The organism is Subtercola sp. YIM 133946 (genome assembly GCF_036553535.1).
Taxonomy (GTDB): domain Bacteria; phylum Actinomycetota; class Actinomycetes; order Actinomycetales; family Microbacteriaceae; genus Subtercola.
Genome location: NZ_JAZHPE010000045.1, coordinates 66401 through 86905, shown reverse-complemented (window position 1 = coordinate 86905; position 20505 = coordinate 66401). Strand labels below are relative to the sequence as shown.

The window sequence follows — 20505 nt, the reverse complement described above, 5'->3', positions numbered from 1 at the left end:
CTGTCTTTTCTGTCGGCTCAGCGAATGGGCTGAGCGAGATGGGTCGAGAGAATCGATCGCGCCTCGGCGGGGTCGGTGATCATACGAGAACCGGCGTCGATCGCCGCAGATCGCTGCACGGCGTGCTCGCCGCGAACGATGTCGAAGGGGCTCTCCCAGTAGTTCCAGTGCCAGCCCTCGTACTCGCTCGAGATCGCACCGCTGTAGCCGTGCTCGATGAGGAAGCGGATGAGGCCACGCACGGGAACCGACGGTTCCTCTCCGTTCTCGTCGATGCCGAAGAACTTGCCGTGCACGTGGCGGATCCATGGAGCGATACCTTCCCACGTGTCGATCGCGGCAGGGCCGAACATACCGGTGCCATTGATGGCGAAGTCCATACCGAGGTCGGGGCGACCATGCTGATTCGCGAGACCGATGAACGCGCCGAACCGCTCGCCGTGCTGCTCGTTGGTCTCGGGCGGCCCCTCCTGATATGTCTGGTTCCAGAGACTGGTCACGTCGGCCAGGAGTTGTTCGCTGGCGCCACGACGACGGTAGGCCTCGAGGAGCGAAGGAGCGAAGCCCGTGACAGTGGCACCCCAGTCGGCGGTGAAGCCGAGCAGCGGCGAGTTGATGCGCTCGAAGGCATCGCGCAAGCGAATGATGTCTTCGTGCACGCCGTGGTGGTGCGCGTGCACCTCGAGGGCGAGGGTGACACCGGTGCGCTCGGCCACGGGAAGCATCTTCTCGAAGAACTCCGGCGGGAGACCGGTGGGCGTGATGCGCGACACCGGGAAGCCGAGCTTCGCGGCCGCCTCGACCTGAGGCGTCATGTATTCGACCACCTCGTCGATGCTCATCATGCGTCGTGGATCGACCGCCCAGTCACCGTTGGCAGCCAACGAGGTGGGCACCAGGTCGAGCTCAGAGAAGAGGTCTCTCAGCCATCCGATGAAGCGGTCATCGACATGCGGAAAGTCACGGATGCTCGAGAAACCGATGATCTCGACTCCGGGCCCGAGACTGTCCGCGGCAACTTTACGAATCAGCCCTTCGAGGTCGTACTCGCGGGCATGGAAAGCCCGGGTGAAACTGTAGAGCGTGACGCCCTGGACGGGAGTGCCGAGCTCGGTCACGATGCCACCGCCTTCATGGTCTTCTCGTTGTGCTCTTCGATTCGGAGCACGCCGTGTTCGGTGACGATGTAGGGGATGAAGAGCTTCAGGGCGACGCGCACTTCATGATCTGCCTCCGGGTCGGCCAGCGGGATGTCTCCCGTGACGACGACGGAGTCGGTGGGGAACCACCACTCGTCGATCACCCCGACAAGCTCGTCCAGTGTGTAGGTGCGGTCATTCATGGTCCAGCGGATCGATTCGGCCGGGGCGGCGACGCCGTCGACGCTGAACTCGACCTCGGAGACCGAAGCGGCGGGGAGCGATCGGTACCAGGGAAGACGTACCTCGACGGTGGTCTTCTGGCCGTCGGTCTTCAGGGTGTTCTGCTCGATGATGCGATCGGGAATCATCGCGACCTCCTAGTCTGCGCGCCAGAGCCCATCACGGGCGGCGACATCTTTGTCATTATTCAGCCATTCTATTGTTGCTTTTCGACATAAGTCAACGATCCGAGAGGCGATGCACGATATCTCGTGCGCCCTTCACCGCAAGCGCCACCGAGGTGAGCGTGGGATTGCACGCCGTGGCGGTCGGGATGACGTTGTTGCCCGCCAAGTAGAGCCCGTCGACCTCCCACGTCTCGCTGTTGGGCCCGACGACACTCGTTCCGTCGTCGGTCTCACCCATGCGGGTGGTGCCCTGGTAATGCAGCGAGGCTCCGAGGGGAAGCTGGAACGGCGCATCGTCGAGAGGCTCACCCACAGCCCGTGCCAGCGTCATGATCTGGGCCTTCGCCCGTTCGATCGTCTCGCGGTCCCCGTCGGTGAGCGCGTAGTGCACCCGGATGGCAGGAAGGCCATAGCTGTCGGTGGCGTCGTCAGAGAACTCGAGCCGGTCGTCGGCGCTCAGCTCCTTCGCGCAGAAGAGGCCGAGCCCGACGATGGAGCCGGGAACGACGGGGTCGTCGTCTGCCAGGGGAACAGGAGAAGCATCCAGCTGCATGATCTGGCCATGGAACGGAAGGTCGTCGGTGAAGGGCACCCAGCTGACCCCGCTCGACTCCCCGAGCGTGCCGGCCACCTTCTGGCCCTCGGGCACCGGCAGGTCTTCGATTCCTGTGATGCGGGCGGCAAAGACGACCTGCGACTGGTCATTGAGGTAACGGCCAAGTGCTGTCGGCCGTATGCCGGAGGCCCACAGGAGCTGGGGGGTGCGCAGCCCGTCAGCTGCGACGACGACAATGCGCGCGTGCACCTCATGCGTCTCACCCGTACGCCGGTCGTGCACCTCGACGCCGACCGCGACTCCGTCATCGACGAGAACGCGCACAGCAAGCGTCTCGTCGAAAAGGGTGAAATTCGGGTTGTTCCGAGTCTCATCTCCCAGAACCACATCGGAACCCGACCACACCAGCCTGCCGTCTTCGCGGCGATGCACGGCGAGGGGCATCTTCTGTACTCGGGCAGCCGGCGCTCGACCCTCGTCTACCGCGGCCGCAAGACGCTCGCGCAGGAGGTCGCCGAGCGGCGAACCGTCGAAGGCGTCAGTGGTGACGCCGAGCAGCCGGTCGGCCTGACCGATCAGCTCGTCGAGCTCGCCGGTCGCGTCGAGAAACCCGATTCGTTCGCTGGCACCGGGCCGGGGGCACGCCGCCGTCCAGTGCGCGCCCATGCCGCCGACATTGCTCGACATTGCGGCCAGGGGCAGTCCGTCGCCGCTGGCCGCGAAGTCACCGTCAGGCAGCAGGAAGGTGCCGGGGCGCGCGCGCCGCCCACCTGCGGCGACGGCGCGAGGCGAGTTGAGAGTCGCCTCTCCCGGTGCCGAACCTTCTGAACGGCGCTGTGCGTCTGATCGACTGTCATCGTCGACGATGTTCTTCACGTGCGAGCCGGCCGGTTGAGACACCGTCGGGCCCACCTCGAACATGGCGATCGTGAGGCCGGGGCTGTCTTCGCTCAGGATGCGGGCATAGGCCGAGCCGGTCGGCCCGCTGCCGACAATGGCGACGTCGACCTCATCTGGGTACCGCCCGGTCATATGCGGGCTGCCACCTCGCGGATGAGGGCGACAGAGGCATTGCTCTCGGTGGTGGGGTAGTACTCGAGCCCGATCGGACCGTCGTAGCCACCGGCGCGCAGCAGGCCCAGGCGCTCGTCCCAGTCGAGCGAGCCGGTTCCCGGCTCGCCGCGGCCAGGGGTGTCTGCGAGCTGTACATAACGGATGAGCTCGCCGCCATTGGCGAGTTCAGCGGCCATGTCTTCGCCTTCGACGGCTGAGTGATAGATGTCGTACAGCACGCCGAAGAATGGTGAGTCGACGCCGCGAGCGACGTAGACGCCCTCCGAGGTGCGGTCCAGGAGCGATCCGGGGTGGTCGACTCGCACGTTCACCGGCTCGAGCACCAGGGTCACACCCGAGCCGTCGATCTGATCGACCGCCTTCTTGTAGATTTCGACGAGGTCGTCGAGCTGAGTCTGCCGCTTCGACCCACCGAAGCCCGTTCCACTGCCGACAACGATGCGGGGACAGCCGAGCTGCTGAGCTATCGCGACGCCCTCGTCGAGCTTGGAATAGAAGGCTGAGTGGTCGCGCGGCGGAATCATGAACTGCGTACGGGGCTCGGCCAGTTGGGCGACCAGCGACGTGCCTGTCTCCTCGAGCGCCGCCTTCAGCGCGGGAATGTCCTTCGGTTTGGTCGGAGCGTCGACCCCGGTGGGGCCCCACATCTCCACTGCGGTGAAGCCGGCGGCGGCCGCGGCGCGTACACGATCGTGATAGTCGCCGGCCTCGGTGTACAGAAGTTCGATGTTGGGCGCGAGGGTGTACATAGAGCTCTCTTTTCGTGGGGATTGATGCTGATTGAAACGCGCCGCCGTTTAGTGGGCGACGCCGGTCGGGCATGCGGATGTTCGGTGATTCGTCACCGGGAGCGGCGCTGCGCCATGTGCACTCTTTCTGACTTCGCTGTCGGAGGTCGCCGTTGTGAGATCGGGATCCACCATCATCATCTCACTTCTTATGCCTGAAACGCACATATGTATTATCGATATGCGACATAACCCTGGGGCCGTCACGGCAGTCGTTCTCCCCGCCATCGTTGCCGCTAGGTGGTCGGCACCGCGGGTGCTCAGGCGGGCTGCAGCGACCGCATGCTGCGGCGAATCAGATCGTGCTGGCGACGCACGAGTACGAGGGGGTCGACCTCGCCGATCTCGGCGAAGGCGTGGCCCTCCCATTCGCTCGACCAGTACCCCCGATAGCCGCCCTCGACGAAGACGCGAACCAGTTCGGGGTAGTCGATCGCGGGTTCGTCGCCGTTCTCGTCGATGTCGTAGAACTTCGCGTGCACGTGCATGATCTGCGGCATGATGTCTGACCACTCAGAGGGGTCGACGTGGCCGTGCATGTTGAATGCCAGGTGGGCGAACGATCCGAGCCGGCCCGGGTCGAAGTCGCGCCCGCGCAGATAGCCGATGAACTCCTCCTGCCGCTCGCGCATCGACGCATCCGTCGCCCAGATCTGCTGCAGCCGGTCGAGGGCCGCCTCGTCGAGCCCGGCCCGCGCGACCGCTCGCAGCAGCGTCGGCGACATGCTGTGCATCGTCGACGAGAAGTCGGCGACGAACCCGAGCAGCGGCGAATCGAGGTCGTCGTACACCTCGCGCACCCTGACGATCTCGGGGGCGTTCGGGCCCATCGGAGCGTGGATCTCGTAAGCCAGCTTCAGGTCGAGCTTTTCGGCGACCGGCAGCAGACGGCGCAGCAGATCGGGCTTGGCACTCTGGATTCGAACGAGCGGGAAGCCGAGACGGTGAGCGCCCTCGAAGAGCACCTCGCTGAACTCGAACTCCTCATCGGGCGTCATATCGCGGTCGCGCCGGCGCCCCATGTCGAGATTCGCCCCGAACGAGCTCTCGTCGAAACCGTGCTTGTCGAAGGCGGCCCGCCAGGTGCGCACGAACTCGTCGGAGACGACCGGATACGTCGGCAGCACCTGAGACGCCACGATCTCGATGCCCGGCCCGATACCCAGCTCTGCGACGCGGTCGAGCAGTCCTTCGAAGTCGAACCAGCCGGCCCTGAACTCGGCACTCGCGGAGTACAGGGTCAGGCCCAGCTTGAAGGGATCGTGCTCGGTGGCGGGCGGTGGTGCGGCCACGTCGGTGACGAGAACCGGATGCTCGGCATCCGTCTCGCGCACCTCGAGCTCGAGCGTCTGGCGCACGATGTTCGGCACGTAGATGCCGGGGCCACCATCAGCCCCCGGCGCGATCTGCATGTAGGGCAGGCGCAGCTCGCCCGAGATCGCCACCTCGTGCTTCTCGCTGACGGCGAGAGCTCGATCGCGTCGCACGATCAGCAGCGGGTGCTGCTGCAGGTACCAGAGAACCTCGCTCTGCTCAGGAAGCTCGGCGATCGAATACCGGGTGCCGTCGAGCTCGAAGGCGAGATCGTCATCAACGACCGGCGTGCCGTCGATCGTCACGCCGAGGGTGGAGACCGACGAGAGCCACAGGCTGCGGTACCACGGAATGGTGAGTGAAAGCGCGAACCCGTCGGGGTGCGTGCGCAGGCTGGCGTCGTCGATGAGTCCGTTGGGCATGTCTTCTCCAGTGGTGGGTGTTGTTCTCAGGCGAGCGAGTCGGTGGTGGTGCGCATGAGGGAGTGGTGGCGTCGAACCTGTTCGATCGAGCGCCACGGTTCGCGCTCGCCTTCGTACTCGCTCGACAGGTATCCCGTGTAGCCGGCGTCTTTGATCGCCTGCAGAACCGGGCGCCACGGTATCTGCTGGTCGTCGAGGTTCTCGTCGATGTCGTGGAACTTGGCCTGGATGAAGACGACATAGGCGGCCACGTCGGCGAAGTCGGCCGGGTCGACACCGATTCCGTCGAGGAAGGCGGGCCGGGTCTCGCGCGTCTCACCCGGGCGCAGCGGAATGGGTCGGTCTTGAAAGATGCCTGTGTCGATGAGCAGTCCGAAGTTCTTCGTACCGGTGCGCTCGATCAGCCCGATGTAGTCGTCGACCACGGGGTGCCTGATCGGCGTGGGCGAGTGGATCTCGGGGCAGATCACGATGTCGAGTTCGTGCGCGAGGTCGAGCGAGCGTTCGATCGATTCGGTCCAGATCGGGTCGGGAACCAGGTCGCTCGACACCACCCCGATCTTCGGCCGAACGAACCGGAAGCCGAGCGTCTTGGCCAGGCGCAGGTCGCGCTGAACCGTGGCGGCGCCCTCGAGGGCGGTCATCGGGCGCGCGTGGCTGCCGCTGGAGTGCAGGCGGGTGTCGATCCACGACCCGTAGTTGGTCGGCTCGAGGCGGTAGTGATCGAGCAGGGCGAACCAGCGGTCGATCCACGCCGTGCTCGGCTCGGGGTAGTTCTCGACGTGGCCCTCGCCGAGAATCTCGACCCCGGTCGCGCCGACGTCGGCGACTGCGGCCAGAGCCGTCTCGAGGTCGAGAACGGTGCCGAAGTCTGACATGAAGCTGTAGAGCGAGACACCGTACTGGAAGGGGGAGCCCCCGCCATCGGGCGAGAGCGTGACGAACCTGGTCACGCGGTACACCGAGGGCTGGTGCTCCTCCGGCACGTACGACATGCGCAGACGCAGTTCGATCGACACCCGGTGGGTGCCCTGGGGCAGCCCGCCCTCGAAGGGCACCGTCACGGTGGCCGCGTTATCGAGCTGCCAGCGAACGCCGTCGCTCTGCCACAGCTGGTCGAGGGTGTAGGTCTGGCCCTCCAGCGTCCAGAGCGGCACCTCGGCCGGAACGTCGACGAGGTCGCCGACCCGAACCGACACCCCGTCGATGAGCGAGGCGGCCATGCCCCGATACGAGGGCATGCGCAGGCGCAGCTGGAATCCGGTGACGTGCTCACCGTCGCGAACGTTGCGGAAGCCGACGGACTGGATGAGGTCTCTTTCGAGAAGCATCGTTGCTCACTCTCGTGTCAGGGTGGGACACTGATGACGTTAGCATGCTTATGTCGCATTTGCACATAAGTCTGCCCAGAAGGTTCTAAAGGAGCGGCCATGACCGAGACGACCTCGCGAGGCATCGAGTGAACCCCCGCCCGTTCGCCGACCTGACGGGCAAGGTCGCCGTCATCACCGGCACGGGCAGCGGCCAGGGCAGAGCGGCCGCCCTGGCATTCGCCCGCGCCGGTGCCACGATAATCGGCTGCGATCTGAACACAGCGGGCGACGCCGAGACGCTCGAGCTGGTTCGCGCCGCCGGCGGAACGATGGTCAGCACGGCGCCCCTCGACCTCGGCGATGAGACTGCTGTCGCAGCGTGGGCGGCCGGCATCGCGGCCGACCATCAGCGCGTCGACATCGTCTACGCCAACGCCGCGGCCACCCGGTTCTCGCCGTTCGAATCGACCACCGCAGACGAGTGGCATTTCGTGCTGCGCAATGAGCTCGATGTCGTCTTCTTTGCGCTCAAGCACACATGGCCGCTCCTGCGGGCAAGCGGCTCCGGTCGCGTCGTGCTCGTGGGGTCGACCGCCGGAATCTCCGGGTCGACCACCAACAGCCGGGTGGCACACACGGTGACGAAGGGCGGCATCGTCGCCCTCACAAAACAGCTCGCCGCCGAGGGCGCTCCCGACGGCATCCGGGTGAACTGCGTGAGCCCCGGCATGATCGCCACGCCGGCGACGGCCAACGATCTGCTCGCGCACGATCATCCGATGGCCTCGATCGCCGAGGCCATTCCGTTGAAACGCATCGGAACACCCGACGATGTCGTGGGGTGTGCGCTGTTCCTCTGCTCAGACGAGGCAGCCTACGTCACAGGCGCGAACCTCGTCGTCGACGGTGGATGGTCGGCGGTACTACCCGGCTGACTCGGCCGCTCGGCCGGCGACGCGCTCGCTCGCGGGCGGGGCGTCGAGCGCGACCGCGAAGGCGGCCCCCGTCTTCTCCTCGAGGTCACCGACGCTCACGCCGGGGGCGACAGAGCGCAGCACGAGGCCGTCGGGTGTCACGTCGAACACGGCCAGGTCGGTGATGATGCGGTGCACCACACCCGCCCCCGTCAGCGGCAGGTCGCACCGCTCAACGACCTTCGGCGTGCCGTCTTTGGCGGTGTGCTCGGTGATCACGATCACCCGTGGTGTGCCGGCCACGAGATCCATCGCCCCGCCCATGCCCTTCACGAGCTTGCCCGGAATGGTCCAGTTCGCCAGGTCACCGTTCGCAGCCACCTGCAGGGCGCCGAGAATCGCGATCTGCACGTGGCCGCCGCGGATCATCGAGAACGAGGTCGCCGAATCGAAGAAGCTGCCGCCCTCGACGAGGGTGACGGTCTGCTTGCCGGCGTTGACGAGGTCGGCGTCTTCGTCACCCTCGAACGGAAATGGGCCCATGCCCAGCAGCCCGTTCTCGCTCTGCAGCGTCACCGAGACGCCGGGCGGCAGATGGTTCGCGACCATCGTCGGAATGCCGATGCCGAGGTTCACGTATTCGCCGTCGCGAAGCTCCTGAGCAGCGATCGCTGCCATCTCGTCTCGTGACCAGGCCATGGTGCTGCCGCCCTTCAGACGCCGGCCGCGGTGCGCGGCCGAACGGTTCGTTGTTCGATCTCCTTGTCGCGCGCGGTCGCCTGAACGAGCCGCTGCACGAAGATTCCCGGGGTGACGATGATGTTCGGGTCGAGCGCCTCGTCGACGACCTGTTCGGCCTCGACGATGGTCACCCGTCCCGCCGTCGCGACGTTCGGGTTGAAGTTGCGGGCCGAATGGCGGTAGATCAGGTTGCCCGAACGGTCGGCGCGGTAGGCGTGCACCAGCGCGACATCGGCGACGATGCCGCGCTCGAGCAGGTAGGTGTGGCCGTCGAACTCGTGCAGCTCTTTGCCGTCGGCCACCGGGGTGCCGACACCGGTCTTCGTGTAGAAGCCCGCGATTCCTGCGCCCCCGGCACGCAGCCGCTCGGCCAGTGTGCCCTGCGGCACGAACTCGACCTCGAGCTCGCCCGAGAGAAACTGCTGCGCGAACAATCTGTTCTCACCGACGTACGACGCCAGCACCTTCGTCACCTGGTGGTTCTCGAGCAGCAGGCCGAGGCCCTTGCCGTCGATGCCCATGTTGTTCGACACGATGGTCAGATCGGATGCTCCGCTGTCGCGCACCGCCTCGATCAGGTCGAACGGGTTGCCGCTCAACCCGAACCCACCGACCGCGATCGTCATTCCGTCGCCGATCACGTCTCGCAGAGCATCCGCTGCGCTGCTGTAGACCTGGGTCATCTGCCCTCCTTCATTGCACACGGAGCCGCCCACAACGTGGTCGCAGCGCCGCGCTGCCGACGGTACGGGCATCCATTGCCCGGGTCAACGGCCGCCCGTAGAGTGGTTGGAATGTGGGCAACCCAGAACGTCGTGTCTACATTGTGGACATACGGAGGGCTCGGATGACCGAGGTGAAGGGCGCACAGGTCGTCGGCCGCGTCGGCCTCATCGTGCGGGCCGTCAGCGCCGACGCCAAGACCGGCATCACGACCGCCGAGGTGGCCCGCCGCACTGGCATCACCCGGCCGACCACCCACCGGCTGCTCACCTCGCTCGCCGCCGAAGGTTTTCTCGACCACGACAACCGCACGGCGAGGTGGTACCTCGGGCCCGAGCTCTACCTGCTCGGCGCCCTCGCCGCCGAGCGCTACGACATCGCCGACGTCGCTCGGGAGAGCGTCGAACTGCTCGCCCGTGAGACCGGCGAGAGCGCGTTTCTCTCTGCCCGCCGCGGCGACGAGACCGTCTGTCTGCTGCGCGAGGAGGGCAGCTTTCCGGTGCGGTCGTTCGTGCTCTACGAGGGGGTTCGGTTTCCGCTCGGCGTCGCGTCGGCCGGAATCGCCATCCTCGCCTTTCTCAGCGATCCCGAGGTCGACGAGTACCTCACGCGCGAGCCACTCGCCGACCGGTGGGGCGAAGAGCACTCCGCCGACAGCCTGCGCAGGCGCATCGCCGAGACCCGGGCCCTCGGCTACGCCGTGAATCCGGGCCTCATCGTCGAGGGCAGCTGGGGCATGGGCGCCGCCGTCTTCGACACGCACGGCAAGCCGGCCTGGGCGCTCAGTCTCACCGGCATCGAGTCACGGTTCAGCGCCCGCCGCCGGCCCGAACTCGGCCGCCTGCTGCTCGAACAGGCCCACCGCGTCACGAGGCGCCTGCACGACCTGCCCGGATGACGGTCCGCGGTGGCGGGTGGCGGAGTGCGGGGCTGCGCGGCGGGGCTACGCGTGGCGGGCTGCGGGCTGCGGGCTGCGGGCTGCGGGGCATCATCGGATGCCCCCACCCAGCGGGGGCATCCGGTCGCTGGTGTTCTAGCTGTCGAGTGTCGCAGGGTCGCGGTGGGTGAGCCAGCTGTTGATGCGGTGGAAGTCGGGGGTGAAACCATTGGCCACGCCCCAGAGCACAGCCTGGATGCGATTGCTGACGCCGATCTTGCGGTAGATGGTGCGCACATGGGTCTTGAGCGTGTTCGGGCTCAGGTAGGTCAGCGCGGCGACCTCCTCATTCGTCTTGCCCTGGGTGATCAGGGCGAGGATCTCTGACTCGCGGTCGCTCAGTCCTTCACGGCGACCCGGCCAGTCCAGCCCGGATGACACACCCGACCTCTTGGGGATGGCGCTGACCACCCGCTGACCCGCATGCACCGCTTCCAGCGCCGCGACGAGCTCCCGTGCCGGCAGGGCCTTCGAGAGGTAGCCGTGCACGCCCAGGCGCTGGGCGCTCTCGATCAGTTCGGGCTGGAAACTCCAGGTGTAGACGACCACTCGCCTGGCCAGCGGGTTGCTGACGAGCTCGCCGATGTCACGATGGTCTGACTCCGGCTGGGCGAACGTGTCGTACAGAACGATGTCGACGCTCTCGGTCAGCGGCTTGTTGGCGTCGATCTCGGTGACGACGATTCTCTTCCGGTAGTGGTCGAACATGTGCGCCAGGCCCGTGAGCACGATGTCGTAGTCGTCGACGAGCGCGACGGTGATGGGTTTGCTCACAGTCTCAGACATGCCGCCTACCGTAGCCGAATTCAGGGAGGTGAGATTCACGCTCAGGGGTGATTCGGCGCTGAACTGTTTCAGGTTGAGTAATGGTGGTTTGTAGCGCGTCGCAGAATGGGAGCAGAGTGTGGGAACCCTGATTTACGGTTCACCGGGAGCTGAGATCGAGTTCGACGACCGCGCCCTGATGCATCTCCGCAGCGTTGTCATCGCGAAGCTCCGCCGGGAGGAGAAGTTCACCTTCACCTGGGACGACACGCTCACCGGCACGACCAAGACGCTGTGGTGTCACCCGGCGATCCCGATGCAGTTCGTCGTCGCGGCGGGCGAGGACCTCCCGCTGAATCGCGCCTGGCTGCAGGAGCTGACCCTCTCGGCCAACAGCGGACCAGGGCTCCGTTTGGTGCCGGAGCCCGACAGCGCTCCCCCAGAGTCCCGCCACCCCGCGCGGGCTCAGTAGACGGATGCGACTACGCCTAGGCGACGGTCACTGTGGCGGGCGCCGGCGAGCGTTCTTGAGTGCGTAGAGCTGCCGGTCGGCCCGGTCGCGAAGTGAGTGCGGCGTGTCACCGGGTGACGCTTGCGCGAGCCTGAAAGACCACCCGGTGCCGAACTGGTCGCGAAACCGGTCGATCGATGAGGTCGCGTCGTCAGCCGTGGTGTCGGGCATCACGATGAGGAATTCGTCGCCTCCGATGCGGGCGACGGTGTCGAGGCGCCGAGTGGTCTCCTGTAGTCCGCGAGCGAAGTCGATGAGAAGCTGGTCGCCGGCCGCGTGACCCTGCGTGTCATTCGTGTGTTTGAAGTCGTCGAGGTCGAAGATCGCGATCGTCATCGGCAGACCCGATCGTGACGCGCGGTCGAGTTCGAGACCGATGCGTTCGTCGAGTCCTGACCGATTCAGCACCCCGGTCAGCGGGTCTGTCTTGACCTCGCCATCCAGTTTCGACTTCAGGTACGACGCAGCTTCGAGACAGAAGACCGAGGCGAGGGCCAGATTGATCCAGGTGATGAACACGTGCTCGATCGGGTTGACGAACAGCGACGTCGCCGAACAGATGAACGCGCCCGCGATGACGGCCCGGGCCACGCGTCGCCGGTAGAACCAGCCGAGGTACGTGGCGAGCATCGGGTACAACACCACATTGTTGATCGATGCGACAGGCGCTGTCGACACCGCCAGCTGCAGGGACGTGACGAGAAAGAACACGATCGTGCCGGCGAGCCCCACGCCTCGCGTGAACCGTGCGCCGCGAAGAATCGGAGTTCCTGCCAGAATCAGGGTGAGCCCGATCCAGCACCACGTCCAGACGCTGCCGAACGGATTACCCGTCGACGTGAAGACGTCGACCAACCCACTCGCCGCTATCACCAGGCCCGCCGCAGACGTGACCCAGGAGAACGCAGGAATCCCGGCCGGAATCAGCGCGCCTCGCCACCTAGCCATTCGGTATCTCCCCCCACACGTCAATTATCGTGCAGGGCGCCCCACTCGCCGGCCCGACTGTGCCGCATCCACCGTCTGCGCCCGCGAGACAGAGCCTCGCCGGCTCACCGTCAGCGCCGTTGCGGTCGACCGGGTCGCCACTCCTCGCGCCCCTCGGGCGTCAGGTCGAGGGAGCCCCACAGCGTCCACAGCAAGTCGAGATGCCGATCATCCTGACCGGCACTGCTGGGTGGTTTCTGGGCCGTGTAGAAGTGCCGGATGCTCCCCTCCCGTCGGGTGAAGACCGTCATCAACGAGCTCAACTCTCCCGAGCTCGAGATCCCTCCGCTGTCGCGTGAATAACTGCCGTCGGGGTCGGCGAGCAGGCGCACATTCCGCCACCCGCGACTGCGCCCGTACGCGCGGAGCGGCGCCAGGGGCGACGGCGCGACGATCGCAAAACCGACGCGTTCGGCCAGATCGGCGGCGGCACCGTCGAATCCGTCGATAAGAGACGTGCACATTCGACACGGCTGCTGCGTGCTGCCGTCGAACATGAAGTTGTACAGCATGACCGTCGAGTGTTCACCGAAGAGGTCGCTCAGTCGAACGACCGTCGAACGGTCGGAGGCGTCGATATCGCTCGGCCCCTCGAGAAACTCGTAATCGTCGACCACGCTGCCGGGCGGCAGCGCCCGACGCTGCTCGGCCACTGCCTCGATGGCCCTGGTGAGCTCGTGCTCCGCTTCTCTGAGCTGGTCGCGCGCGACCGCGTACCCCTCGTCTGCCTGTGGCCACCGCGGCCCGCTCATCTCCATGAACCCAATCTCGCAGCACAGAGCTGAAGATCCAAGCCTGGATATTGGCACTCTCGGGTGTGGAGTGCTAACATTTTTCCCACGAAGTTGAGTCACACCGACTCATACACACAAGAAAGGGGAATCCTCATTATGGCAATGTCTTTCGATCCTTTCAGCGAGCTCGACCGTCTCACCGGCAACCTGCTCCAGTTCCGGCCGGGCCCGAAGTTCATGCCCGTCGACCTGTATCGCGAAGGTGACCAGTACATTCTGAACGCCGACCTGCCCGGCGTCGACCCGGGATCGGTCGACGTCGATGTCGACGGTCAGCTGCTCACCATCCGCGCGCAGCGCACCGCCGCCGCGCACGAGGGCGCGAAGTGGTTGACGCAGGAGCGGCCCAACGGTACCTACCTCCGCCAGTTCAGCCTCGGCGAGGGCGTCGCGTCAGAGAAGATCTCGGCGACGTACGACAACGGCGTGCTGTCGGTCGTGATCCCGGTCAGCGAGAAGGCGAAGCCACGCAAGATCGAGATCAACGCGGCGCAGACGCCCGACGATCAGAAGACGATCACCGTCTGACAGACCGGTGCGGGGCGGCGCCTGAGCGACCCCTCACCCGCCCCGCACCCAGCATTCATGGTTGGAGGTGTTCTGCTGTGTACAACGCCACTTCCGTCAGGGAAGAGCCGGTCGATGAGCGGTTCCTCGACGTCATTCTCGGCGACCAGGATCTAGCCGACCTCGCCTTCTGGATGATCATCCAGAGCGAGTGGCCCCCAGTAGTGAAAACCGGCTGCACAGACGACTGCCGTCCCGCCGCGTGGAGCGCGCCCGAGACCACTCGCGAGCATCCTCGCGCGGAGCACGTCACCGAGATCGCGCCGTGGATGCGATCGCCTCCGTCAGCGGCGGGAGCCCGGTAGACACGAGGGCGCGGGAGCACTCATCTGAGCGAGTGTTCCCGCGCCAATGTGTGCGTCTGGGTCACCGGCGCACTCGCCGAACGGAACGATGCTCGACCGCCAACACGCTCACGCATCCCACGATCAGCACCAGGAGCGCGAGACTGATGGGGCCGGTGCCCAGACCGAGGCCGCCGCGTGCGGGCGGCACGGCCATCCAGTCGGCGAACGACGCACCCAACGGCCGGGTCACCACGTAGGCGAACCAGAATGCGGCGACAGCATTCATTCGAAAGGCGAGGTACGCCACAGCGGGTACGGCGATGATGACGGCGAACAGGATGCCCGACCCGAGGTAGCCCAGGTCGAAGACCGTCGCGGTGAGGTCGCCCGCGGCCGTGCCCAGGGCGAACGTGGCCAGAACCGCAGCCCAATAGAAGGCCTCGCGGCGCCGCGTCGTGATGCTGTGGATCGACAGGGTGCCCTCGCTGAGACGCCACACCACGAAGACCACCGCGAGCACGACCGCGAAGACCACCGTCGAGACGGCGTACGGGATGCCGAGCCCGACATGGGCGACGTCGGCCGCCATCGTGCCGAAGACGCTGACCAGCACCACGGTCATCCAGTAGATCCAGGGTGAGTACGCCGTCGCGCGAAACTGAACGACGAGCGCGATGACGAGCGCGATGCCGGTGAGGGGAATCACGACGACCGGATCGAACGTCACCGCGAAGAAGTCTGACGTCGTCTCTCCCATGCCCGTCGTCAGCACTTTCGTCACCCAGAACAGTACCGAGACCTCCGGAACCTTCGACGCGCGGGTGGCCGCGACCAGCCTGCTCACCACTCGGCGCCTCTCGTTTGTTGCGGCGCGATGAACACCAGCGCCACGCAGGTGATCAGCGCCAGGGCGAGGTGCATGAGAACGAGAATGAACACCCCTGCGGCCGGCTGACCCGTGTAGAGGATCCAGGCGTCGGGAGCGAAGCCGACGACCGTGACGATGACCGCCAACCAGACGTAGAGACGACGGGCACGGGTGCTCACGAGTGTGACGAGCGGCCAGGCCAGGGATGCGAGCACGACACCGATGATGGTGAGCTTGCCGTAATCGGAGAAGGCGTAGTGCTCATACCCCTTCGTCGCTGGGTAGAGCAGCACGCCCAGACCCACGAGGCCGGCGCACGCCAGCAGTGATGCCGCGACGGCGACGACGGTCGCGACGACGAAACGCAGAAGTCGCGGCTGACTGCGGCCGAGCGGCAGATCGATGCAGAAGGCGTCGAGAAGTCGGCGACCGGGTCGCGGCAGAGGGCGGTCGCGCGAACCTGTCATCTCTGCTCGTCTCTGCCTGCGGCACGTCAAGGATGCCCGAACGGGCGCCTCACGCCACGCTACGGTCAACGCCGCCCGGCGGCATCGGTCGCGCGGGTGATCTTCGCGTCATCACGGAGGATGACACGACACGGATGCCCGGCCGGCAGCCCGCGAGAAGAACGACCCGAACGGCCCGCGCTGCTACCGGAGGGCCCTGCGCTGCGCCTTGACCACGGCGGCCAGGGCGGGCGTGGCGTCTCGGGCGAACCGCGGAAAGTTGAGAAACCCGTGCGGCATCGACGGGTAGCTGATCAGCTGCACCGGCACCCCGGCCGCGCGCAGCGCGTCAGCGTACTGAACACCGTCATCGTGCAGTGGGTCATGCGCTGCGACCTCGATCAGCGCAGGCGGCAGCCCGGCGAACGACTCCGCGAGCAACGGTGACACGCGCCAGTCGTTCCGGTCTCCGGCGTAGATTTCGTCGAACTTCCGCATGTCGGCGGCGGTGAGGATGAACGCGTCAGCGTTCGTGCGGCGAGACTCCGAGTCGTACGCCCCGGTCACCGGGTAGAGCAGCGCCTGGTGCCTGACGGCCGGGCCCGCCTCATCCCGCGCCATCAGCGCGACCACGGCGGCGAGGTTTCCGCCGGCGCTTTCGCCCATCACGCCTATTCTCCGGGCGTCTGCGCCCAGCTCGTCGGCGTGGGCGGCCGCCCACTTCAGGCCGGTGAAGCAGTCGTCGACACCGGCCGGGAAGGGATGCCGCGGTGCGAGCCGGTAGTCGACCGACACCACGATCGCCCCCAACCGGTGGGCCACCGTGCCGCAGATCCAGTCCCCGCCACGAAGATCGCCGAACACGAAACCGCCGCCGTGGAAGTACACGATCAGCGGCAGCCGCGCCCCGCGACGTGACGGTGAGTAGATGCGCACGCCGATCCCGTCGACGGTTCGGTCTTCGGTGGTCACGCTCCGCGGCCGCCGACCCATCAGGATCGACGCGAACAGCTCCGGCGCCCCGGCCCCGCTGTTGCGCGCAATCTCGGCGTCGGTGGCCGACGCAACCGACGCACCAGGCATACGCCGCATGATCTTACCGATTCGCCGCATCCCAGGCGCGAGAGGTTCCATGCACACGACCCTACGTCGTGTACGCACCGGTTCACGAGTCGTGGGAGAGGGCGGCCCGAGTTTCAAGCCCGCGATCGCTACCAGGCATGGTGGGCGAGTATTCGGGCAGCGACACCGGCGTGGGTTAGGGTATCGGCTGGAACGGGGGCGGCATGAGCGCATCAGGGGGCGGGGTGCCGCGCCGGTTCTGGGTCGGGCTGATCGGGCTGATCGTCTATGTTCTCCTCGCCGCCGTCGCGAGCGACGCGCTCGGGGATCTGCTCGGGCCAACGCCTGATGCGACGGCACAGTTCGCCATCACCCATCTGGTCGCGCTGCCCATCCTCATCGCAGCTGGGATCGTTTTCGCGTGGCGGTCGGGCTGGTGGAGTGACGTCTGGCACGAGCCCAGCGTCGCCCGTGGCCGCCCGCGACGCTGGTGGTGGTTCCTCGTTCCGCTGCTCCTGCTCGTGCAGGTCGCCCTGCAGCTGAGCGGCACACAATGGTCACAACTCACGGTCGGGCTCGTTCTGGTCGTCATCGTCGGCACAACCCTGGTGGGTGTCGGTGAGGAGCTCTATTTTCGCGGCATCCTGATCGTCTCGCTGCGTGGCGGGCACTCCGAGATCGTCGTGTTGATGGTGTCTGCGATCGTGTTCGGGTTGGCGCACACGGTCACCCAGCTGTGGCAGGGCCTCCCGTTGCCGGTCATGCTCTTCCAAATCGCGTTTCTCACGATGGACGGGGTTCTGTACTACGCCGTTCGGCGGGCGACCGGGCTGCTCTGGGTTGCGATGCTGGTGCACGGCCTCACCGATTTCTCGCTCTATCTGCAGAGCGGTGGCACCAGGGATACCGGATTCGACGTCGCGCCGGCCGCGGGGTACATCGGTGCCGTGCTCGGTCTTCTTGCCCTGCTCGTGCTGGTCAGCGTCATCCGGGAGACCATCCGCGCCCGGCGGAGCGTCGCAAGGGCCACAGAGAGCTCGGCTCCGGGCTTTCGAGCGGATTGAACGGGCATTCTCCCTCCCGCTGAGCACGAACTGGCCCTTTCGTGTCAGGCTTACGTCATGTCTGACAGGGAGCCTCGGCTCGCCCATCACCCGACTGGAACGCGCCTTCTCCGTGCGTGACGTCGTGATAGTCGGCGGCGGACCGGTCGGGGTCTTCCTCGCGACCCTTCTGGCCGAAAGCGGCCTCGACATCGCAGTGTGGGAGAAGAGACAGGAGGAATACCGTTCATCCCGAGCAATCGGCATCCATCCCCCGTCGCTGGCGGCGTTCTCTGCAGTCGGCGTGACCGACCAGATCCTGCGGCGCGCGGTTCTCATCCGTCGCGGCATCGCCCGCACGGGCGGACGCACACTCGGCACCGTCTCGTTCGCGAGGGTTCACGGCGACTTCCCGTTCGTCGCCGCGCTGCCGCAGTTCGAGACGCAGGCGCTTATCGAGCGGCGTCTCGAGGAGCTCGCTCCCGGTGCGATCCGGCGCGGCATCGAGCTGACGGGTCTCGACGACCACGAGCCCGACAGGGTCGCACTGCGAGGGCACGATGCCCACGGCGACGTCTTCGAGGTCGCCCGTTTCGTCGTCGGGGTCGATGGTGCCCGAAGCGTCGTGCGACATCTTCTCGGTATCCGCGCCCGACAGCGGGTCTACAACGCACCGTTCGTCATGGGCGACTTCCGCGACGACACGGATGCCGGCGACGACGCCGTGGTGCACCTCGAGTCTGACGGGGTCGTCGAGTCCTTCCCCCTACCCGACAGCCGTCGACGCTTCGTCGTACGCACAGCGGCCCCGTGGGCTCACCCCAGTGCCCGCGACGTGGCGGATCTCGTGAAGCGGCGCACCGGAGCGGATGTCGATCCGGCGACCAACTCCATGATCAGTGTGTTCACCCCGCAACGACGCATCGCCGAGAGTCTCGTGCAGGGACGCACGTCGCTCATCGGCGACGCCGCCCACGAGATCAGCCCGATCGGCGGACAAGGCATGAACCTCGGCTGGCTCGACGCGGCCGCGCTGGCGCCCCTCCTCGTCGCCGGCGTCCGAGAGGGCCGCGTCGACACTCCGACGTTCGCCGACTTCGAACGTCAGAGACTCACAGCCGCGTGGGGGGCTGCCAAGCAGGCAGAGGCGAACATGGCGATGGGGGGCCCGATCGGGGGGCTCCGCAAGTGGGCGCGGGATATCGGCTTCGGGCTCGTGCTCGCCAGTCCTGCCAGTCACGTTCTCGCGCGTTCGTACACCATGAGTCGGTAACCCGATGCGTTCGGCGAAGAACCCCGCTCGTCGACCCGCCAGACGGGTTCCGCTGACCACCAGCTCGATCGCGATCACCGGCCAGGCAACCAGGGTTGAATTAGACGACGACATCGGTGCGGTCGTGATCGGTTGCGCTGCTCAGACACCGTCGTATTCGGCGTCGGTGATGTGTTCGAGCCAGGTCGTGGTGGCGGCGGGGTCGTCGCCGTTCTCGAGCATCGCGATGTGCTCCATGAACGTGCCTCCGGATGCTGCGTGAAAGTGCTCCTCGCCCGGCGGAGTGTAGAGCGTCTGGCCGGGGTGCACCTCGATGATGTTCCCGGCGCGGTCGCCGAAGCGTGCAACACCCTGGGTGACGCGCAGGTACTGTCCGCGGGCGTGCGAATGCCAGGCTGTGCGGGCGCCGGGCGCGAACTTCACGATGGCCACGGTCATCCGTTGGTCGCCTGTGTGTGGTGCTGCGACGACATCGAGCCAGACGTCGCCGGCGAACTGCGCGGCGGGGTTCTTCGGTGTGGGGTTCTGCGGTTCGATCTGCATGTATTCCTCTTGTTCTCGTCTTCTGTGGATCAGTCTTTGTCGTCGAAGACCCGACGGGCGACGTTCATGGCGCCCATACCCTTCGGCCAGCCTGCGTACACATCGCTGTCAGTCGTTCGGGTTCCTTCGTACTGGGTGGTGACGGGTACGTTCAGTCTCCGTAGGAGAGGGATGCTGATAGCTCGCGGGTGGCGTTGATCTGGGCCTGGATGGCGGCGAGGTTTGCTTCTTCGCCTTCCATGCCGTCGGCTCCGGCGATGAACCTCTTCGGCAGCTCGTCGGAATCCGCGAGCGTGACGAGTGCCTGGCCGAGCTTTCTCGGGTCGCCGCCCTGCTGGCCGTTCATGCCCTTCCACGCCTCGATAGTGTGGGTGGTGAGGTCAGCGTAGTCTTCGATGTCGAGCTCGGGCCAGATCGTCGATGAGCCTTCGACGAGCAGCTCGGTGCGGAAGAAGCCCGGTTCCACCGACATCGTCGAGATGCCGAAGCGCTCGACGTCGAACCGGAGCGATTCCATCCATCCTTCGAGGGCGAACTTCGACGCGGCGTACGCGGCGCAGAACTCCTGGCCGATGAGCCCGGCCATCGAGGTGACCGTGATGACCTGCCCGGCACGCTGTTCACGCATGATGGGCAGGATGGCGCGGGTGACGTTGAGGGGGCCGAAGAAGTTGGTCTCCATCTGCGCCCGGAACTGCTCCGGGCTGATGTTCTCGAAATAGCCGGCGTAGAAGTTGCCCGCGTTGTTGACGAGTACGTCGATGCGGCCGAATCGCTCGATCGCGGCATCCTTCGCCCTCTCGGCGGCGGCCGGGTCGGTGATGTCGAGTGCGACGGTCAGCAGGTTCTCGTGATGGCCGATCGCGGCGAGTACCTTCTGCGGGTCACGCCCGGTCGCGACGACCTGGTGGCCCGCGGCGAGGGCTGACTGGGCGATGTCGATGCCGAGCCCACGGCCGGCCCCGGTGATGAACCAGACGTTGTTGTTGGTCATGGATGCGCTACTTTCTGTCGATGGAGGCTTCGTG

At 66.3% G+C, this 20505-nt stretch carries 23 protein-coding genes; 7 read left to right on the top strand and 16 right to left on the bottom strand.

Annotated features, from left to right (window positions below; all coding sequences use genetic code 11):
* Positions 1–17: 17 nt before the first annotated feature.
* The 6 genes from V3W46_RS14465 to V3W46_RS14440 form a co-directional block, all read right to left on the bottom strand.
* Positions 18–1118: a sugar phosphate isomerase/epimerase family protein gene (locus V3W46_RS14465; RefSeq protein WP_331783833.1), complete on the bottom strand. Its 1101-nt coding sequence runs from the start codon at positions 1116–1118 to the stop codon at positions 18–20.
* Complete coding sequence (locus V3W46_RS14460) at positions 1115–1510, bottom strand: C-glycoside deglycosidase beta subunit domain-containing protein (RefSeq protein ID WP_331783832.1); 396 nt, start codon at positions 1508–1510, stop codon at positions 1115–1117. The genes V3W46_RS14465 and V3W46_RS14460 overlap by 4 nt, the downstream gene beginning before the upstream one ends.
* A 91-nt stretch (positions 1511–1601) precedes the next feature.
* Positions 1602–3137 carry a GMC oxidoreductase gene (locus V3W46_RS14455; RefSeq protein ID WP_331783831.1) on the bottom strand — a complete coding sequence of 512 codons (1536 nt, stop codon included), beginning with the start codon at positions 3135–3137 and terminating at the stop codon, positions 1602–1604.
* Entirely contained in the window at positions 3134–3928 is a 795-nt protein-coding gene (locus V3W46_RS14450; RefSeq protein WP_331783830.1) for a TIM barrel protein, read from the bottom strand. The genes V3W46_RS14455 and V3W46_RS14450 overlap by 4 nt, the downstream gene beginning before the upstream one ends.
* 299 nt (positions 3929–4227) lie before the next feature.
* Positions 4228–5703, bottom strand: a complete 1476-nt coding sequence (locus tag V3W46_RS14445; protein ID WP_331783829.1) for a C-glycoside deglycosidase beta subunit domain-containing protein — start codon at positions 5701–5703, stop codon at positions 4228–4230.
* Between the two features lie 26 nt (positions 5704–5729).
* On the bottom strand, positions 5730–7034 hold the full coding sequence (locus V3W46_RS14440; protein ID WP_331783828.1) for a C-glycoside deglycosidase beta subunit domain-containing protein: 1305 nt from the start codon (positions 7032–7034) through the stop codon (positions 5730–5732).
* Between the two features lie 128 nt (positions 7035–7162).
* Between V3W46_RS14440 and V3W46_RS14435 the strand changes: the two genes are divergently transcribed.
* Positions 7163–7951: an SDR family NAD(P)-dependent oxidoreductase gene (locus V3W46_RS14435; protein ID WP_331783827.1), complete on the top strand. Its 789-nt coding sequence runs from the start codon at positions 7163–7165 to the stop codon at positions 7949–7951.
* Here V3W46_RS14435 and V3W46_RS14430 read toward each other — a convergent pair.
* Both V3W46_RS14430 and V3W46_RS14425 read right to left on the bottom strand, forming a co-directional pair.
* Positions 7940–8629 carry a CoA transferase subunit B gene (locus V3W46_RS14430; RefSeq protein WP_331783826.1) on the bottom strand — a complete coding sequence of 230 codons (690 nt, stop codon included), beginning with the start codon at positions 8627–8629 and terminating at the stop codon, positions 7940–7942. The two genes, V3W46_RS14435 and V3W46_RS14430, sit on opposite strands and share 12 nt — an antisense overlap.
* A gap of 14 nt (positions 8630–8643) precedes the next feature.
* A complete protein-coding gene (locus V3W46_RS14425; RefSeq protein ID WP_331783825.1) occupies positions 8644–9354 on the bottom strand; it encodes a CoA transferase subunit A in 711 nt (236 codons plus the stop codon).
* A 164-nt stretch (positions 9355–9518) separates the two neighbouring features.
* Here V3W46_RS14425 and V3W46_RS14420 point away from each other — a divergent pair, with 164 nt between their 5' ends.
* Positions 9519–10292, top strand: a complete 774-nt coding sequence (locus tag V3W46_RS14420; protein WP_331783824.1) for an IclR family transcriptional regulator — start codon at positions 9519–9521, stop codon at positions 10290–10292.
* 135 nt (positions 10293–10427) lie between these two features.
* Here the strand turns inward: V3W46_RS14420 and V3W46_RS14415 are convergent, their stop codons facing one another.
* The gene (locus V3W46_RS14415) at positions 10428–11117 is read right to left on the bottom strand and encodes a response regulator transcription factor (protein WP_331783823.1); all 690 of its coding nucleotides are present in this window, start codon (positions 11115–11117) and stop codon (positions 10428–10430) included.
* Positions 11118–11235: 118 nt separating this feature from the next.
* On the opposite strand from V3W46_RS14415, the gene V3W46_RS14410 reads away from it, so the two are divergent.
* The gene (locus V3W46_RS14410; protein ID WP_331783822.1) at positions 11236–11568 is read left to right on the top strand and encodes a DUF7882 family protein; all 333 of its coding nucleotides are present in this window, start codon (positions 11236–11238) and stop codon (positions 11566–11568) included.
* Positions 11569–11595: 27 nt separating this feature from the next.
* Here the strand turns inward: V3W46_RS14410 and V3W46_RS14405 are convergent, their stop codons facing one another.
* Together V3W46_RS14405 and V3W46_RS14400 are read right to left on the bottom strand one after the other, a co-directional pair.
* On the bottom strand, positions 11596–12555 hold the full coding sequence (locus tag V3W46_RS14405) for a GGDEF domain-containing protein (protein ID WP_331783821.1): 960 nt from the start codon (positions 12553–12555) through the stop codon (positions 11596–11598).
* 110 nt (positions 12556–12665) lie between these two features.
* Positions 12666–13352, bottom strand: a complete 687-nt coding sequence (locus V3W46_RS14400) for a DUF899 family protein (RefSeq protein ID WP_331783820.1) — start codon at positions 13350–13352, stop codon at positions 12666–12668.
* A 132-nt stretch (positions 13353–13484) separates the two neighbouring features.
* Between V3W46_RS14400 and V3W46_RS14395 the strand changes: the two genes are divergently transcribed.
* Together V3W46_RS14395 and V3W46_RS14390 are read left to right on the top strand one after the other, a co-directional pair.
* Positions 13485–13916 (top strand): Hsp20/alpha crystallin family protein, encoded by a 432-nt coding sequence (locus tag V3W46_RS14395; protein ID WP_331783819.1) that lies wholly within the window; start codon positions 13485–13487, stop codon positions 13914–13916.
* 77 nt (positions 13917–13993) lie between these two features.
* A complete protein-coding gene (locus V3W46_RS14390) occupies positions 13994–14260 on the top strand; it encodes a hypothetical protein (protein ID WP_331783818.1) in 267 nt (88 codons plus the stop codon).
* Between the two features lie 61 nt (positions 14261–14321).
* Here V3W46_RS14390 and V3W46_RS14385 read toward each other — a convergent pair whose 3' ends face one another.
* The 3 genes from V3W46_RS14385 to V3W46_RS14375 form a co-directional block, all read right to left on the bottom strand.
* Positions 14322–15086, bottom strand: a complete 765-nt coding sequence (locus V3W46_RS14385; RefSeq protein ID WP_331783817.1) for a COG4705 family protein — start codon at positions 15084–15086, stop codon at positions 14322–14324.
* On the bottom strand, positions 15083–15577 hold the full coding sequence (locus tag V3W46_RS14380) for a DUF6069 family protein (protein ID WP_331783816.1): 495 nt from the start codon (positions 15575–15577) through the stop codon (positions 15083–15085). Before V3W46_RS14380 ends, V3W46_RS14385 begins: the two co-directional genes overlap by 4 nt.
* A gap of 183 nt (positions 15578–15760) precedes the next feature.
* Positions 15761–16639: an alpha/beta hydrolase gene (locus V3W46_RS14375; protein ID WP_331783815.1), complete on the bottom strand. Its 879-nt coding sequence runs from the start codon at positions 16637–16639 to the stop codon at positions 15761–15763.
* A gap of 203 nt (positions 16640–16842) precedes the next feature.
* On the opposite strand from V3W46_RS14375, the gene V3W46_RS14370 reads away from it, so the two are divergent.
* Positions 16843–17682, top strand: a complete 840-nt coding sequence (locus V3W46_RS14370) for a CPBP family intramembrane glutamic endopeptidase (RefSeq protein ID WP_331783814.1) — start codon at positions 16843–16845, stop codon at positions 17680–17682.
* A gap of 112 nt (positions 17683–17794) precedes the next feature.
* On the top strand, positions 17795–18934 hold the full coding sequence (locus V3W46_RS14365) for an FAD-dependent oxidoreductase (RefSeq protein WP_331783813.1): 1140 nt from the start codon (positions 17795–17797) through the stop codon (positions 18932–18934).
* 141 nt (positions 18935–19075) lie between these two features.
* On the opposite strand, the gene V3W46_RS14360 is transcribed toward V3W46_RS14365, so the two are convergent.
* Both V3W46_RS14360 and V3W46_RS14355 read right to left on the bottom strand, forming a co-directional pair.
* On the bottom strand, positions 19076–19477 hold the full coding sequence (locus V3W46_RS14360; protein ID WP_331783812.1) for a cupin domain-containing protein: 402 nt from the start codon (positions 19475–19477) through the stop codon (positions 19076–19078).
* Positions 19478–19628: 151 nt separating this feature from the next.
* Positions 19629–20471: an SDR family oxidoreductase gene (locus V3W46_RS14355; RefSeq protein ID WP_331783811.1), complete on the bottom strand. Its 843-nt coding sequence runs from the start codon at positions 20469–20471 to the stop codon at positions 19629–19631.
* Between the last annotated feature and the right edge of the window lie 34 nt (positions 20472–20505).

Bases quoted from the DNA above. Each gene is read 5' to 3' on its own strand.
- V3W46_RS14455 (WP_331783831.1), bottom strand. From the start codon at position 3,137: ATGACCGGGCGGTACCCAGATGAGGTCGACGTCGCCATTGTCGGCAGC.
- V3W46_RS14445 (WP_331783829.1), bottom strand. From the start codon at position 5,703: ATGCCCAACGGACTCATCGACGACGCCAGCCTGCGCACGCACCCCGAC.
- V3W46_RS14440 (WP_331783828.1), bottom strand. From the start codon at position 7,034: ATGCTTCTCGAAAGAGACCTCATCCAGTCCGTCGGCTTCCGCAACGTT.
- V3W46_RS14370 (WP_331783814.1), top strand. From the start codon at position 16,843: ATGAGCGCATCAGGGGGCGGGGTGCCGCGCCGGTTCTGGGTCGGGCTG.
- V3W46_RS14425 (WP_331783825.1), bottom strand. From the start codon at position 9,354: ATGACCCAGGTCTACAGCAGCGCAGCGGATGCTCTGCGAGACGTGATC.
- V3W46_RS14405 (WP_331783821.1), bottom strand. From the start codon at position 12,555: ATGGCTAGGTGGCGAGGCGCGCTGATTCCGGCCGGGATTCCTGCGTTC.
- V3W46_RS14420 (WP_331783824.1), top strand. From the start codon at position 9,519: ATGACCGAGGTGAAGGGCGCACAGGTCGTCGGCCGCGTCGGCCTCATC.
- V3W46_RS14375 (WP_331783815.1), bottom strand. From the start codon at position 16,639: ATGCCTGGTGCGTCGGTTGCGTCGGCCACCGACGCCGAGATTGCGCGC.
- V3W46_RS14400 (WP_331783820.1), bottom strand. From the start codon at position 13,352: ATGGAGATGAGCGGGCCGCGGTGGCCACAGGCAGACGAGGGGTACGCG.
- V3W46_RS14415 (WP_331783823.1), bottom strand. From the start codon at position 11,117: ATGTCTGAGACTGTGAGCAAACCCATCACCGTCGCGCTCGTCGACGAC.
- V3W46_RS14450 (WP_331783830.1), bottom strand. From the start codon at position 3,928: ATGTACACCCTCGCGCCCAACATCGAACTTCTGTACACCGAGGCCGGC.
- V3W46_RS14460 (WP_331783832.1), bottom strand. From the start codon at position 1,510: ATGATTCCCGATCGCATCATCGAGCAGAACACCCTGAAGACCGACGGC.
- V3W46_RS14360 (WP_331783812.1), bottom strand. From the start codon at position 19,477: ATGCAGATCGAACCGCAGAACCCCACACCGAAGAACCCCGCCGCGCAG.
- V3W46_RS14355 (WP_331783811.1), bottom strand. From the start codon at position 20,471: ATGACCAACAACAACGTCTGGTTCATCACCGGGGCCGGCCGTGGGCTC.
- V3W46_RS14395 (WP_331783819.1), top strand. From the start codon at position 13,485: ATGGCAATGTCTTTCGATCCTTTCAGCGAGCTCGACCGTCTCACCGGC.
- V3W46_RS14430 (WP_331783826.1), bottom strand. From the start codon at position 8,629: ATGGCCTGGTCACGAGACGAGATGGCAGCGATCGCTGCTCAGGAGCTT.
- V3W46_RS14380 (WP_331783816.1), bottom strand. From the start codon at position 15,577: ATGACAGGTTCGCGCGACCGCCCTCTGCCGCGACCCGGTCGCCGACTT.